Source organism: Rhodococcus sp. JG-3 (assembly GCF_000482405.1).
Taxonomy (GTDB): Bacteria; Actinomycetota; Actinomycetes; order Mycobacteriales; family Mycobacteriaceae; genus Rhodococcoides; species Rhodococcoides fascians.
Genome location: NZ_KI519398.1, coordinates 73,463 through 87,267 on the forward strand (window position 1 = coordinate 73,463; position 13,805 = coordinate 87,267).

At 65.8% G+C, this 13,805-nt stretch carries 12 protein-coding genes; 5 read left to right on the plus strand and 7 right to left on the minus strand.

What is annotated here, in order from left to right; all coding sequences use genetic code 11:
- Positions 1-49: 49 nt before the first annotated feature.
- Positions 50-2,596, minus strand: a complete 2,547-nt coding sequence (clpB, locus tag K414_RS0101455; RefSeq protein ID WP_027494317.1) for an ATP-dependent chaperone ClpB — start codon at positions 2,594-2,596, stop codon at positions 50-52.
- Between the two features lie 173 nt (positions 2,597-2,769).
- Here clpB and K414_RS0101460 point away from each other — a divergent pair, with 173 nt between their 5' ends.
- Positions 2,770-3,933: a globin domain-containing protein gene (locus tag K414_RS0101460; protein ID WP_027494318.1), complete on the plus strand. Its 1,164-nt coding sequence runs from the start codon at positions 2,770-2,772 to the stop codon at positions 3,931-3,933.
- A gap of 17 nt (positions 3,934-3,950) precedes the next feature.
- Here K414_RS0101460 and K414_RS0101465 read toward each other — a convergent pair whose 3' ends face one another.
- From K414_RS0101465 to K414_RS0101475, 3 genes are all read right to left on the minus strand, one after another.
- The gene (locus tag K414_RS0101465) at positions 3,951-4,643 is read right to left on the minus strand and encodes a hypothetical protein (protein WP_032371501.1); all 693 of its coding nucleotides are present in this window, start codon (positions 4,641-4,643) and stop codon (positions 3,951-3,953) included.
- 106 nt (positions 4,644-4,749) lie between these two features.
- The gene (locus tag K414_RS0101470; RefSeq protein ID WP_027494320.1) at positions 4,750-5,031 is read right to left on the minus strand and encodes a DUF2277 domain-containing protein; all 282 of its coding nucleotides are present in this window, start codon (positions 5,029-5,031) and stop codon (positions 4,750-4,752) included.
- Positions 5,032-5,053: 22 nt separating this feature from the next.
- On the minus strand, positions 5,054-5,629 hold the full coding sequence (locus K414_RS0101475; RefSeq protein ID WP_027494321.1) for a TetR/AcrR family transcriptional regulator: 576 nt from the start codon (positions 5,627-5,629) through the stop codon (positions 5,054-5,056).
- Positions 5,630-5,724: 95 nt separating this feature from the next.
- Here K414_RS0101475 and K414_RS0101480 point away from each other — a divergent pair, with 95 nt between their 5' ends.
- Positions 5,725-7,122 carry a cytochrome P450 gene (locus K414_RS0101480; protein ID WP_027494322.1) on the plus strand — a complete coding sequence of 466 codons (1,398 nt, stop codon included), beginning with the start codon at positions 5,725-5,727 and terminating at the stop codon, positions 7,120-7,122.
- Here K414_RS0101480 and dinB read toward each other — a convergent pair whose 3' ends face one another.
- Complete coding sequence (dinB, locus tag K414_RS0101485) at positions 7,123-8,355, minus strand: DNA polymerase IV (RefSeq protein WP_255032281.1); 1,233 nt, start codon at positions 8,353-8,355, stop codon at positions 7,123-7,125.
- Between the two features lie 134 nt (positions 8,356-8,489).
- Between dinB and K414_RS0101490 the strand changes: the two genes are divergently transcribed.
- From K414_RS0101490 to K414_RS0101500, 3 genes are read left to right on the plus strand one after another with little or no spacing between them, the layout of a single operon-like run.
- On the plus strand, positions 8,490-10,763 hold the full coding sequence (locus K414_RS0101490; protein ID WP_037218803.1) for a bifunctional diguanylate cyclase/phosphodiesterase: 2,274 nt from the start codon (positions 8,490-8,492) through the stop codon (positions 10,761-10,763).
- 11 nt (positions 10,764-10,774) lie between these two features.
- Complete coding sequence (bluB, locus tag K414_RS0101495) at positions 10,775-11,398, plus strand: 5,6-dimethylbenzimidazole synthase (protein ID WP_027494325.1); 624 nt, start codon at positions 10,775-10,777, stop codon at positions 11,396-11,398.
- A complete protein-coding gene (locus K414_RS0101500) occupies positions 11,395-12,432 on the plus strand; it encodes a hypothetical protein (RefSeq protein WP_027494326.1) in 1,038 nt (345 codons plus the stop codon). The genes bluB and K414_RS0101500 overlap by 4 nt, the downstream gene beginning before the upstream one ends.
- 4 nt (positions 12,433-12,436) lie before the next feature.
- On the opposite strand, the gene K414_RS0101505 is transcribed toward K414_RS0101500, so the two are convergent.
- Together K414_RS0101505 and K414_RS0101510 are read right to left on the minus strand one after the other, a co-directional pair.
- Positions 12,437-12,949 carry a DUF427 domain-containing protein gene (locus K414_RS0101505; protein WP_027494327.1) on the minus strand — a complete coding sequence of 171 codons (513 nt, stop codon included), beginning with the start codon at positions 12,947-12,949 and terminating at the stop codon, positions 12,437-12,439.
- A gap of 22 nt (positions 12,950-12,971) precedes the next feature.
- Positions 12,972-13,775 carry a DUF2637 domain-containing protein gene (locus K414_RS0101510; protein ID WP_027494328.1) on the minus strand — a complete coding sequence of 268 codons (804 nt, stop codon included), beginning with the start codon at positions 13,773-13,775 and terminating at the stop codon, positions 12,972-12,974.
- Positions 13,776-13,805: the final 30 nt, after the last annotated feature.

The window sequence follows — 13,805 nt, forward strand, 5'->3', positions numbered from 1 at the left end:
CGCACGAGGTGTCGTGCGGGCCTGCTCGGGCTGGTTGCCGGCTCGGGCGTCAGCCCAGGATGAGCCGTTCGCCGTCGGGGCTGACGTTGACGGGCACCACGTCGCCGTCGTGCACGTCACCGGCGAGGAGGAGCTTCGCCAGCTGGTCGCCGATTGCCTGCTGAATCAGTCGGCGAAGCGGTCGAGCACCGTACAGCGGGTCGTAACCGCGTACGGCCAGCCACATCTTGGCCGGCGACGACACGTCGAGAGTCAGTCGACGAGCTGCCAGACGGTTCGCGAGGAAGCCGAGCTGGATGTCGACGATCGACTCGAGCTGGTCCTCCGACAGTGCGTCGAACACGACGACGTCGTCGAGCCGGTTGACGAACTCGGGCTTGAACGAGCGCCGCACTGCGTCCATCACTTCGTCCTTGGTGCCGCCGGCACCGAGGTTCGAGGTGAGGATCAGGATCGTGTTGCGGAAGTCGACCGTGCGGCCCTGGCCGTCGGTGAGCCTGCCCTCGTCGAGCACGGCCAGCAGGATGTCGAACACATCCGGATGTGCCTTCTCCACCTCATCGAAGAGCACCACCGTGTACGGACGCCTGCGTACCGCCTCGGTCAGCTGCCCGCCGGCCTCGTAGCCGACGTAGCCCGGAGGGGCACCGACGAGCCTGGCGACGGCGTGCTTCTCGCTGTACTCGCTCATGTCGATGCGCACCATCGCGCGTTCGTCGTCGAAGAGGAACTCCGCCAACGCTTTCGCGAGCTCGGTCTTACCGACGCCGGTGGGTCCGAGGAACAGGAACGAGCCCGTCGGACGGTTCGGGTCGGCCACCCCGGCGCGGGCCCGTCGGACGGCGTCGGACACCGCTTGCACTGCATCCTTCTGTCCGACGACTCGCTTGCCGAGTTCGTCTTCCATCCGCAGCAGCTTGGCGGTCTCGCCTTCCAGCATTCGGCCGGCCGGAATTCCGGTCCACGTCGCCACCACGTCGGCGACGTCGTCCGGGCCTACCTCCTCCTTGAGCATCACGTCGCCCTGGGCAGGTGAGTCCTCGGTCTTGGCCGCGAGCTCCTTCTCCAGGGTCGGGATCCGGCCGTACCGCAGTTCGGCGGCCTTGCCGAGATCACCGTCGCGTTCGGCACGATCGGATTCTCCGCGCAGGTTCTCGAGTTCTTCCTTCAGCGCCCGCACCGAGTCGATGGCGTTCTTCTCGTTCTGCCACCGCGTGCTGAGCTCGGCCAGCTTCTCCCGCAGGTCGGCGAGTTCCTGACGCAGTTTGTCCAGCCGGGCCTTCGATGCGTCGTCGGTCTCCTTGGCCAGGGCCATCTCCTCGATCTCGAGGCGACGGACGGCTCGCTCCACCTCGTCGATTTCGACGGGACGCGAGTCGATCTCCATGCGCAGACGCGATGCAGCCTCGTCGACGAGGTCGATCGCCTTGTCCGGCAGGAACCGGGCCGTGATGTACCGGTCGCTGAGGGTCGCGGCGGCCACCAGGGCGGAGTCCGTGATGCGGACGCCGTGGTGCACCTCGTAGCGTTCCTTGAGTCCGCGCAGGATGCCGACGGTGTCTTCGACCGACGGCTCCCCGACGTAGACCTGCTGGAAGCGGCGTTCGAGGGCGGCGTCCTTCTCGATGTACTTGCGGTACTCCTCGAGGGTGGTCGCGCCGACGAGTCGGAGCTCGCCGCGAGCAAGCATCGGCTTGATCATGTTGCCCGCGTCCATCGCCGAGTCGCCGGTGGCTCCTGCGCCCACGATGGTGTGCAGCTCGTCGATGAACGTGATGACCTGACCGGCGGAGTTCTTGATGTCGTCGAGCACGGCCTTGAGCCGCTCCTCGAACTCACCGCGGAACTTCGCGCCGGCGACCATCGAACCGAGATCGAGGGATACGACGGTCTTGCCACGCAGGCTTTCGGGTACGTCGCCGGCGATGACGCGTTGTGCGAGTCCTTCGACAATGGCGGTCTTGCCGACACCGGGCTCACCGATCAGAACGGGGTTGTTCTTGGTTCGCCGGGACAGCACCTGGACGACACGCCTGATTTCGGTGTCGCGGCCGATGACGGGATCGAGCTTGCCTTCTCGGGCGAGCGCCGTCAGGTCGGTGCTGTACTTCTCCAGCGCCTGGTAGGTGTTCTCCGGATCCGCGCTGGTGACGCGGGCACTGCCGCGGACCGCCTGGAACGCGTCGCGCAGCTCGTTGGCTCCGGCACCATGGCCGGAGAGGAGCTTGGCGACGTCGTCGTTTCCGGTCGCGAGACCCACCATGAGGTGTTCGGTGGAAACGAACTCGTCGTCCAGTTCGGTGGCCAGGTGCTGCGCTGCGGTGATCGCGGCGAGGGTTTCACGGCCGAGTTGCGGAGTGGTGGTCGAACCGGATGCCGAGGGCAGGCGGTCGACGAGGTTCTGCGCTTCTCGACGCACCGTTGCGGGGTCGACGCCGACGGCCTTCAGCAATGGTGTGGCGATGCCGTCGGTCTGATCGAGCAACGCCACCAACAAATGTGCCGGACGGATATCCGGGTTACCGGCCGCGGATGCGGCCTGCAGGGCAGCGGAAAGTGCTGCCTGCGACTTCGTGGTGGGAGTGAAACTGTCCACCGGTCACCTTCTTTCCAGTGTGGGGTTCGAGCGTGTCGCTGGGTACAACCATAGACAAGTTGAGTCTGTTCCGCTCAACCTTGATTCTTTTCGTGCGCGATGCCCTGATGCGCGAAAGTCTCGATCGGTCTACTTTGGTGACGGTCGAAGGTGTCAATCGGTGGGGGTGGAGGTTGCTCGACGCACGCACGGTCTCCCTGGTCCGCACCGGATTCAAGTCGGTAGCGGCTGCACCGAACGGTCCCGAACAGCTGTCCCGGTCGTTCTACGCTCACCTTTTCGCCGAGTATCCCGACTTCCGTTCCCTGTTCCCGGCATCGATGGACGCATTGCGCGAGCATTTCGTTCTGGCACTGGGGTACATCTTCGACAATCTGGACGACGCCGACCGCGTCGAGCCGTTCCTCGAACAGCTGGGCCGGGACCACCGCAAGCACGGAATTTCCGGGGCACATTTCCGGGCGGGGAGTTCGGCGCTGATCAGCGCCTTCCGGAGCTTCGCCGGCACCGAGATGTGGACCGACGAGGTCGAGACCGCCTGGCGAGACGCCCTCACCGTGGTGAGCAACGCAATGGCCGCCGCCGCCGACAACGACGAACTGCCCCCGTATTGGAGCGCGACGGTCGTCGAACATCACCGCCTGCTCGACGACCTGGCCGTGGTGCGACTGAAGACCGACGGGGAGATTCCCTACTTCCCCGGCCAGTACGTCAGTGTGCAGATTCCGCAGCGGCCCAAACTGTGGCGCTACCTATCCCCTGCCATTCCCAGCAACCCCTACGGCGAGATCGAGTTCCATGTTCGACGCGTATCCGGGGGCTGGGTATCACCGGCGATGGTCACCGAAACGACTGTCGGCGACCGTTGGCTGATCAGCCCGCCGCTGGGCGGCATGCACGTCGATCGCACGATCGGCGAGGACGTGCTGATGATCGCCGGGGGCACCGGTTTGGCGCCGTTGCGCGCGCAGGTGATGGAGATGGCCCAGCGCAGCACCAATCCGCGGGTGCATCTGTTCGTCAGCGGGACGTATCCGTGCGACCTCTACGACCTCGACACACTGTGGCAGCTGTCGTTGTCGAATCCGTGGCTGACGGTGGTGCCGGTGACCGAGGAGCTCGAGGATCCGTGGTGGCACTCGGGTCCGACGCGCGAACTACCGTGGGGCATGCATCATCGGCTGCACGGCCCGGTAGGCAAGGTGGTGACGCGGTTCGGCTCGTGGGCCGATCGGCAGATTCAGATCTCTGGATCGCCGTCGATGGTGCGCACCACGCTGTACGCACTGCGCAAGGTCGGTACGCCGATGGAGCACATTCAGCACGATCCGTTCTGATTGCGCTGCAACATTTTTCAGCCGGGAATGATCTTTCGTCTGGAGATCGACCGCGGCGGGAGGTCCTCGACGATGCCTCCGACGACCAGCCGCGGTGTCCAGCTCTCGGTGACGAGCCTGCCGTCTCCGGTGATGATCGCCTCGGGATCGGGGTCGACGAGGATGGGGTATCCGGTGTCGGAGGTAGCTCCGACATTCTGCACCAGCAGGCCGTTCTCGATGGTGTAGTACACGTGCACCGGGTGCAGGTCGGAGTCGAAAGCCCAAGGGCGGCCGATGAATATCACCGCGTCGCCGGTGTCGTCGAGCACCGATACGGAACCGTCTCGCTCGAGCCGTAACGCCCAACACGCGGGCATGGATGCGGTGAACTCGAATCGGTGCGGAGCCTCGGCTTCGAGCAGGTGAATCATCAACAACGCACCCTCGCGTGGGTCCCGTTGCGGCACAACCACTTCGAACGATCCACATTCGTAGAATCTGGATCCGAACGGTCCCGGTACGCCTACCCCGAGATCGTCGGCGATGGCCAATTCCAGGCGGATCGAACCGGATCCGTTCTCGGCCCGCAAGGTGATGCCCTCGGAAGGATGGGGCATCGGGGTCTCGTCGCGGGGCGCGTAGGACAACACCGCTCGCAGCAGCGGCTCGGCGACCTCGGCGTCACCGTCTCGGGAATCGAACGTGCGTCGTCGTCGTCGATCGGTCATCGTCACCCCCTTTGCCTGACTCGACCAGTTTGCCACCCTCGACCCCGATCGCGCGTCCGATTCTGCGGAAAACCATCCATTCGATGCAGTGGTCTGCTAGCGCGCGTCAGGCCCGGGCAGCCGCCTTGGCGGCAATCCGCGCCTGCACTTCGGGACGCCTGAGCGGAGGCACCGTCGGAGGTGGCTGCCGCCGGTCCGGCAGGGCGTCGAGCAGCCGATGCGTCGTGGCCGTCACCTCGGCGACTGCCGTCTCGAACGCGTCACGGGTGGCGTCGGACGTCTTCTGCACTCCGCTGATCTTGCGAACGTACTGACGCGCCGCAGCCTCGATCTCGTCGTCGGTGGCGTGTGGTTCCAAGCCCCGCAGGGTGGTGATGTTTCGGCACATTCCCCGACGATAGACCCGCAGGTCACACCTCGAGAAGACCTGCGATCGCCTTCAGACACAGCTCGCGAACCTGTTCCCTCTTCAGAGTCCTGCGCTCCACCCAGTCGTGACAGACCGCGCGGACGAATGCCACCCACCCGCGGAGCGCGGCCCGGATCATCTCGTCGTCGTGGAACTCGTCCGGCAGCGCGTCGAGAATGCGTTGCTGCTGGATGTCGAACTCGCGCGTGAGAATGTCGTTGATGCGGTCGTCTCCGAGCAGCGCGCCTCGATTGACCGCGCGGACGCCGTGCGCATGCTCGTCGGTGTAGGCAATGTAGGCGTCGAGTCCGGCGGCTATCTGCTCGAGGACCGGCAACGACGGGTCCGGGGCGGTGACGGCGAGGTTGCGCTCGGATTCGGTGCGCACGATCTCGACGAAGAACTCCCGTTTGGACGGGAAGTAGTGGTACATCAGACCCCGTGAGACCCCGGCCAGGTCTGCCACTTCCTCGATCCACACGTCCTCGTAGGGACGTTCGGCGAACAGGGTCGACCCGATCTCGATCAGCTGCGCACGCCGCTGCTCCGGTGTCATGCGTTTTCGAGGTGTGGTCATGGGGTCTCGAACCTTACTTGACACGAGTTCAACGGTGAGTACGGTCACTATTTGACACCGGTTCAACGAGTCGGTTCGGGGACTGAGGAGCGGCCATGTCGACGGAATTCGCACTACGAGACGGCGTACTACCGCATCCGCCGTATCGATTGCCGATACTGGGCGACGTCATCGGTGTCGACCCGCGCTCGCCGATCCAGGATTCGACAGCTCTGGCCGCCCGGCTCGGACCGATGTTCGAGCGCCACATCCTCGGCAAGCGCTTCGTCTTCGCCTCGGGTGCCGACGTGGTCGGCGATCTCTGCGACGAACGCCGCTTCGAGAAGTTCCTGCCGCCGGGCGTCGAGCGCCTCCGCGACATCGGTGCCGACGGCCTGTTCACCGCCTACAACGACGAGCCCAATTGGCAACGGGCCCACGATCTGCTGCGGCCGGCGTTCACCGCCGGAGCCATGCGGGGCTACCACGACATCATGGTGAACGTCGCGGACGATCTGATCGAGCATTGGACCGAACGTTCACGCGACGCGTCGACGACCGACGTGTCCTCGGACATGACGAAGCTGACACTCGAGACCATCGGACGCACCGGATTCAGCTACAGCTTCGGCTCGTTCACCCGCGCCGAACCACACCCGTTCGTGTCCGCGATGGTCGGCGCACTGACGTACAACCAACGGCGGGCGTTGGTGTCGATCCCGGCGTTCGCCGCGCCGCTGTTCGCCCGATCGGACCGCCGATACGAGCAGAACAAGAAGTACCTGGCCGAGGTACTCACCGACGTCGTACGTACTCGTCGACAGTCCGACGGGGACTTCACCGACCTACTGCAGATCATGATGGACGCGGCGCGCGAGGCCGACAACCCGAATGCATTGAGCGAAACCAACATCGGCCACCAGATTCTGACGTTCTTGATCGCCGGGCACGAGACCACCTCTGGCGCATTGTCTTTCGCACTGTACTTCCTGGCCACCCACCCCGAGGTCTTTGAACGTGCCCGGGCCGAGGTGGACGAGATCTGGGGGACGGACAAGCCGGAGTTCGGCCAGGTCCCCAAACTCCGGTACGTCCGCCGAGTCCTGGACGAATCACTGCGCCTGTGGCCGACGGTTCCCGCGTTCGGACGCGGCGCACGAGCCGACACCGTCATCGGCGACGGCTACCCCATGGCGGCAGGAGACTGGGCGATCGTGCTCGCGACGGCACTGCATCGAAATCCGGTGTGGGGCGATCGGCCGGAGAAATTCGACCCCGACAACTTTCTGCCCGCCCGCATCAAAGCTCGGCCGGCGCACGTGTACAAGCCCTTCGGGACGGGCGAAAGAGCATGCATCGGAAGGCAATTCGCCATCCATGAGGCCGTACTGGTACTCGGCACCGTGCTGCAACGCTTCGATCTGCAGGCCGACCCGTCGTATCGGCTGAAGGTCACGGAGCGGCTGACCATCATGCCCGAGGGCTTTCGGGTGCAGCCCACGGTGCGCACGTAGTCAGTCCGGCAGCAGCGGTACCGATACCCCCGGGTCTCGTCCGAGCAGTACCCCGCGCGTCAGCGACGTCGACCCGAACTTCTTGTGCACCCCGTCCAACGCACGGTCGAGAGCCGACGCCTCGGGTGGTCTGCGTACCGAGGGGGCGTCGAACTGCAGTTCCAGTTGCTCGGCTCCGCCCCTGTCGATGCTCGAGACCGTCACCCCGACCAGAGTGATGCCCTTCTCCGCGATCAGCGGAGCCGCCTCGTGCAGCAGCTCGAGTGCGGCATCGAGGATGTCCCGGGTGTCGGCGGTGGCGCGATCGAGGGTGTGCGATCGGGTGGCCCGGGTGAAATCGGCAAACCGCAAGCGCAACATCACGGTTCGGCCGGTCCGCTGCGCGCCCCGCATTCGGTGCGTGACGCGATCGACGAGGCCGATCAACGACGCCTCCACCTCGGCCGCGTCGTGCCGCCCGCGGCCCAGGGCCCGCTGGGCACCGATGGAACTGCGCGACTTTCCGGGCTGCACGCGGCGCGGATCTCGTCCCATGGCCAGTGCGTACAGGTGCGCTCCTGCGCCCTTTCCCAACACCGAGGCCAGCGATCTCTCGCCGTAGGCCGCGATGTCTCCCACGGTTCTGATGTCGAGTACGTGCAGCTTCTCGGCGGTGACCTTGCCGACGCCCCACAGCCTTTCGATGTTCAGCGGGTGCAGGAACTCGAGTTCACCACCGGGTGGCACCAACAGCAGCCCGTCGGGTTTGGCGAACGCACTGGCCACCTTCGCCAGGAACTTGGTGGTGGCAATCCCGACGGTGATTGGGAGCCCTACCTGTTCGGCGACGTCGCGGCGCAGTTGCTGCCCGATGTCGAGTGCGCTGCCCGCTATCTTGCGCAGGCCTCCGACGTCGAGAAAGGCCTCGTCGATGGAGATTCCCTCGACGAGCGGCGTCGTGTCGTGAAAGACGTCGAACACGTCCTTGCTCGCCTGGGAGTACGCCTCCATACGCGGCGGCACGACGATCGCCTGCGGACAGACCGCCCGCGCCTGCCCACCGCTCATCGCGGTGCGTACCCCGAAGGCCTTGGCCTCGTAGCTGGCCGCGAGTACCACTCCCCCGCCGACGATCACCGGTTTTCCCCGCAGCCGCGGGTCGTCTCGCTGCTCCACCGAGGCATAGAAGGAGTCGAGATCGGCATGCATGATGCTCGCTTCCCCGCTCTTCGCCGTTTCGGCGCTCGACTCCACGTTTTCATGCTCCCACGAGGCACCGACATCCCCGTTACCTGCATCGAGCCCGAAAAGCACCCCGAGAAAGTGACCCAGGTCACCTGATGTGCCATTGTTGAGTCGTCGGATCACGCGAACGGCTGGAGACAACTGTGACGGCCTGGTGGCGGTGGTACGGAGCACTCGGCGTACTCGGCTGCATCGCCTACTTCGCGGTGCCCGACTCCGTCTGGTCGCAATCGATCTTCGTCGTGGTCGGGGCGTCCGCCGTCGCCGCCACGATCGTGGGAACCAGGCTGAACCGTCCGCGCAACCGAACCGCCTGGTGGAGCATCGCCGCGGGCACCGCGGTATGGGTGCTCGGCGACATCGTCTACGAGTGGCTTCACGCCGGCGGAGGCGTCGCGCCCTATCCGTCGCTCGCCGACGCGCTCTACCTCGTCGGCTACCCGATCTACGGTTTCGGACTGTTCCTGCTGGTCCGGCACAAGTGGCGGGCGAGCGAACGCGGCCACATCGCCAACAGCGCTATCGTGATGGTCGCATTCGCACTGCTCACCTGGGTTTTTGCGGTCCAACCGTCGCTGGACGGGGACGGCATTTCCGGCGTCGCCGGGCTGGTCGATGTCGCCTATCCCGCGATGGACATCTTTCTGCTCGGGTTGCTCGCCCACTTCGTCGGCTCTCGTCAATGGCGGGCACTGTCCTACCGACTGCTCACCGCGGCGGTGGTCCTGCTCGTCGTCACCGACACCGTGAACAACTTCTCCATCGTGTCCGATTCCTCGGCCGACCGCTCGCTGCTCGACGCGGGGTGGACGTTGTCCTACGTCCTCATCGGCGTCGCCGCACTCCACCCGTCGATGCGGAGAATCACCAGCCCCACCATCGAATCCGACGCCCACCTGATGGCGTCGTTCACCACACCGTCCGTCGTCGTGCTGACCGCCGCCACGCTCACCGCCCCCGCCGTGATGGTCGTCGAAGTCGTGCGCGAGAAGCCGATCGCACAATGGGGATGGGCGGTCATGCTGTGCGCGGGCATTCTGGTGGTCCTGGTGATCCTGCGCATCACCGACCTGCTGCGACTGCTGCACACCCAGACCGTTCAGCTCCGTGCCGTCGCCGACACCGACCACCTCACCGGACTGGCCAATCTGCGCGCCCTCGAACACCGGATCTACGGCAACGCCGGTGAATCGACGTTGCTGACGGTCGACATCGACCGCTTCACCGAAATCAACGACACGTTCGGACGGGGCCTCGGAGATCAGGTGCTGGCCGCCGTCGCCACCCGACTGCGCACGGTAGGCGACGACGCGATCCTGTTGGCACGCTTGGCCGGTGACGAATTCGCGCTGTGCGGTGAGTCGGATTCGATGGATCCCGCAGCCCTCGCCCGCGACATACTCGAACAATTCTCGACGCCGTTCGAGGTGGGCAACATGTCGTTGCTCATCGAAGCGAGCGTGGGGGTGGCGACGAACGCCCCGGTGGGCGTCGCCGAGGACGACGCCACACCCGACCGTCTGGTGCAGCGCGCCGACCTCGCCGTGCAGGCCGCGAAGACCGTGCAATCGCGCGTCGCGTACTACGACCGGTCCATGGACCGGGACAAGAGCGAGCAGTTGATCATGCTGGGCGAGCTCACCGCCGCCCTCGCGTCGGATCAACTGAGACTGCGCTATCAGCCCCAGGTCGATCTGGACTCTATGACCGTGGTGGGGGTCGAAGCCCTGCTGCGTTGGCACCACCCGAGTGGAGACATTCTCTCTCCCAGCGCATTTCTGCCCACGGCCGAGCACACCGGACTGATCCGCCCACTGACCCGCTACGTCCTCGAGCAAGCCCTGGCGGAACGACAGCGATGGGCGGCATCGGGCCTGCACCTGCGCATGGCCGTCAACATCTCCACCCGAAACCTGTTCGACGACAGCCTGATCTTCCACGTGTCCCGGGTCCTGTCCGAGTTCGATTGTCCTGCTGAGCAGTTGACCTTGGAGGTGACCGAGAGCTCCGCGATGACCGACCCCGCCGGTGCCACCGAGGTGCTGGCCGGTCTGCACGCCATGGGAGTGCAGGTCGCCATCGACGATTACGGCACGGGCTACAGTTCTCTGGCCTACATCGAGCGCCTCCCGGTCCAGGAACTCAAGATAGATCGAACGTTCGTCAGCGGAATGTCGCACAACGCCACTCACGCCGCCATCGTTCGCTCGACCATCGAACTGGCGCGCACACTGGGGCTGTCGGTGACCGCAGAAGGCGTGGAGGACGAAAGGACGGTATCGGTGTTGCGTGAGCTGCGATGCGGACGGGCGCAGGGCTTCCATCTGGGCCGCCCCACCCCCGGCGAGCACCTGCCCGCCCTCGTCGACGAACTGAACGAGAACCTGAAAACTGTTATCGGAGAACGGATATCATGACCGAAGCCACACTGTCGGTATACGCGGCCATTCGATCTCGCCGCGACGTGCGAGACGAGTTCGACGGAACCGTCGTCGACGACGACACCTTGCGCCGCATCCTCGGCGCAGCGCATCAGGCACCGAGCGTCGGTAACACCCAGCCCTGGGATTTCATAGTGGTCCGCAAACCCGACACGTTGCGCGCCTTCGCCGCACACGTCGCCGACTGCCGACAGGACTTCGCGGACAAGCTCGACTCCGAGCGCCGACAGACGTTCGATCCCATCCGTATCGAAGGGATCGAGACCAGCGGCACCGGAGTGGTGGTCACGTACGACCCGAACCGGGGAGGCCCGCACGTCCTCGGCCGCGACACCGTCGACGACACCGGATTGTTCTCGGCAGTACTGGCCATCGAAAACCTCTGGCTCGCAGCGATAGCCGAGAACGTCGGGGTCGGCTGGGTGTCGTTCTACGACGAGGCGTACCTCATCGAACTGCTCGACATCCCCGCCCCGGTGCGTCCGATCGCATGGTTGTGTGTGGGCCCGGTCGAGTCGTTCCAGGAGGTACCGGATCTCGAGCGATTCGGCTGGCGCACGGGGCGTCCACTGGACGATGCCCTGCACTTCGAGCAGTACCGCCGATCGTGAAAACCGCTCTCGCCGCGGCGACGGTCATGTGCCTCCTGCTCGTGGGGTGCTCTTCTGCCCCTGACGAATCCCTCTCGCCGGCAACCACTCCGGCAGCCGAACCCGCCCAGGCGCCCGATTCTGCCGATCCCGTCGGAACTGTCGTTCCGCTCCCCGGGGCTCCCGAGGGCATCGTCGTAGGGACGTCGGGCATCGCCGCCGCCGGAGTACGCGAGCCCGACGGCGTGGTGCTGTTCGACGCGGCGACGGGTGCCGTCCGGCAGATGGTCCAGACGACGGGCGCACCCCGGCACCTGTCGCTGGCAGGTCCCGACGGCCCGGTCCTGGCCCCGCTCGAAGGCAGTGACGAACTACTCGAAGTGGCGCTGAACGACGGCGCGATCCTGTCCACGGCCACGGGTGTCGGACGGCAGCCGCACGACGCGGTGCTCACCTCCGGCGGCACGATCTTGGCCACCAACGAGATGGGCGGCGGGGTGATCTTCCTGCGCGAGGGATCGGTCTTGTCGGAGCTACCGCCGGGCCCGGTCCAGCCCGGTGGCGCTGCCGCTCTCGGCCCGTACGCCGCCGTCGCAGACGTGCAGGGCAACGGCGTGTGGGTCTATGACGGCGCGACCCAGCGGGAGGTGGCGCAGGCCCCGATCGGCGTCAAGCTGACCCACGCCGTGACGGTGAACGAGACAACGGCCGGATTCGCCGATACCGACGGCGGAACCGTTCTTCTCGCCTCGGTCGACGCTGCGGGGAGTATTCGCCAGACCGCGTCGATCGAGGCCCCGGGAAATCCGTATGGACTGGCCGTCGACCGCGACCGGGCACTGCTGTTCGTGACGTTGACCGCGTCGAACCTGCTGCGCGTGGTCGATGTTTCGGACGTCTCCGCACCGCGAATCCTGGGCGACGTTCCGACCGTGACACAGGCCAACTCCGTTGCCGTGGACCCGCGCACCGGGGACGTGCTGGTGACCGGCAGCGACCCCGGCGCAACGAGTTCGATTCAGATCATCCCCCGCGCCGAGCTACCCGCGGGGTGAGTGATCACCAGCCGTAGGAGCCTGGAATGCCCTTGAACGGGCCGACCACGTCGTCGGTGATCCAGCCCTCGTAGAAACCGCCTTCTTGCGGCCGGACCGCCTCGCCGTCGATTTCGCAGTCGAGTCGGCTGGGTGAGAACGCGAGGTAGCCGGCGATCTCGGCGAACCGCGGTGTCGGGTTCTCGTAGCTCCACCCCGCGGCCGGTGCCACGGCGTCGCCGCCGTGCACGTCCCAGTACGTCGCCGCGCCCTTCCATTCGCAGTGCGTCGACCGGGCCTCGGACGGCGTCAACGCACCCGGAACCACGTCCGCGGGCGAGACGTACCAGGTGGGCGGATGGCTGGTTTCGAGCACTCGGTACGCGGCGGTAGTGCGCGCGACCACCTCTCCGCCGAGCCGGACGACCAGCGAACGGTTGGAGGACTCGAGCTTCGGTGGACGGGGGTAATCCCACACCGACTCCTGACCCGGCTTCGGCTTCTCGGGAACTACGGATCTCGGCAGATTCTGGCTCATCACTCGATGGTGCCACCGGATGTCACGGAGCGTCGACGGGATAGAGATCGTCCACCCGTTCCTCGTCGAGAATCCAGCGATCGACGTCGTCGAGAGGTTCGACCGTACGCACGGAGGTGACCGGAATATCGCGCGCCGGCACCTCGCGACGAACGTCCTCGATCAGCGTCTCCTGGGTTCGCGCGCCCGAGGTGTCGCCGTCACGGTCGTCGATGCTCGCGGCGACGGGGACCGTCAGCCTCCGGGCATCGACCGGAACGTCTGCGATGCTCGACTCGACGTCATCGGGTTGCTCGGTCTTGTGGTGGTCTTGCGCCTCGGCCCTGCCGGCCGTTTCGACCGCATGGACCTGTCCGACTTCACGGGTCTGTTCGGGTACGGGTAGTTCGGGTGGTTCGACGTCGCGCGGCAGTTCGGCCGGCACTCGGACCAGGATGCCGAGTCCGTGGGTCGCGGCCAACAGACTGACCGGGGCGACCGTCGCAATGGCGGCCGACAGCGCCGGATGCAGTGTTCCGGCGTCGGAAATGAAGGCGTGCATGGCATTTGCGCCGATACTGACCAGAGCTGCCGTGATCAACACGCCCCAGAAGAAGCGTCGACCACTGCGTTGTTCCTCGAATTGGGCGAGTGCGATGACGGAGATCGTAGCCTGCAGGATGGTGCCGTCGACGATCACCGGCCACAGCCACGACAGTGATCGCGGGACGCCCGCCATCGTGGCGAGATCCCACAGTGCGGCGAAACTCAACACGAACGACGCGATTCCGATGACGGTGGTGATGACGACCGCACTGACGAGCGTCGCACGCAGGACCTTGTTCATGGGTCGTCATGAAACACGAGACCACCGACA

What these genes read in the sequence shown, in the direction of transcription:
- K414_RS0101475 (WP_027494321.1), bottom strand. Translation starts at nt 5,629, where the DNA reads ATGACCACACCTCGAAAACGCATGACACCGGAGCAGCGGCGTGCGCAG.
- K414_RS0101465 (WP_032371501.1), bottom strand. Translation starts at nt 4,643, where the DNA reads ATGACCGATCGACGACGACGACGCACGTTCGATTCCCGAGACGGTGAC.
- K414_RS0101505 (WP_027494327.1), bottom strand. Translation starts at nt 12,949, where the DNA reads ATGAGCCAGAATCTGCCGAGATCCGTAGTTCCCGAGAAGCCGAAGCCG.
- K414_RS0101510 (WP_027494328.1), bottom strand. Translation starts at nt 13,775, where the DNA reads ATGAACAAGGTCCTGCGTGCGACGCTCGTCAGTGCGGTCGTCATCACC.
- K414_RS0101470 (WP_027494320.1), bottom strand. Translation starts at nt 5,031, where the DNA reads ATGTGCCGAAACATCACCACCCTGCGGGGCTTGGAACCACACGCCACC.
- K414_RS0101480 (WP_027494322.1), top strand. Translation starts at nt 5,725, where the DNA reads ATGTCGACGGAATTCGCACTACGAGACGGCGTACTACCGCATCCGCCG.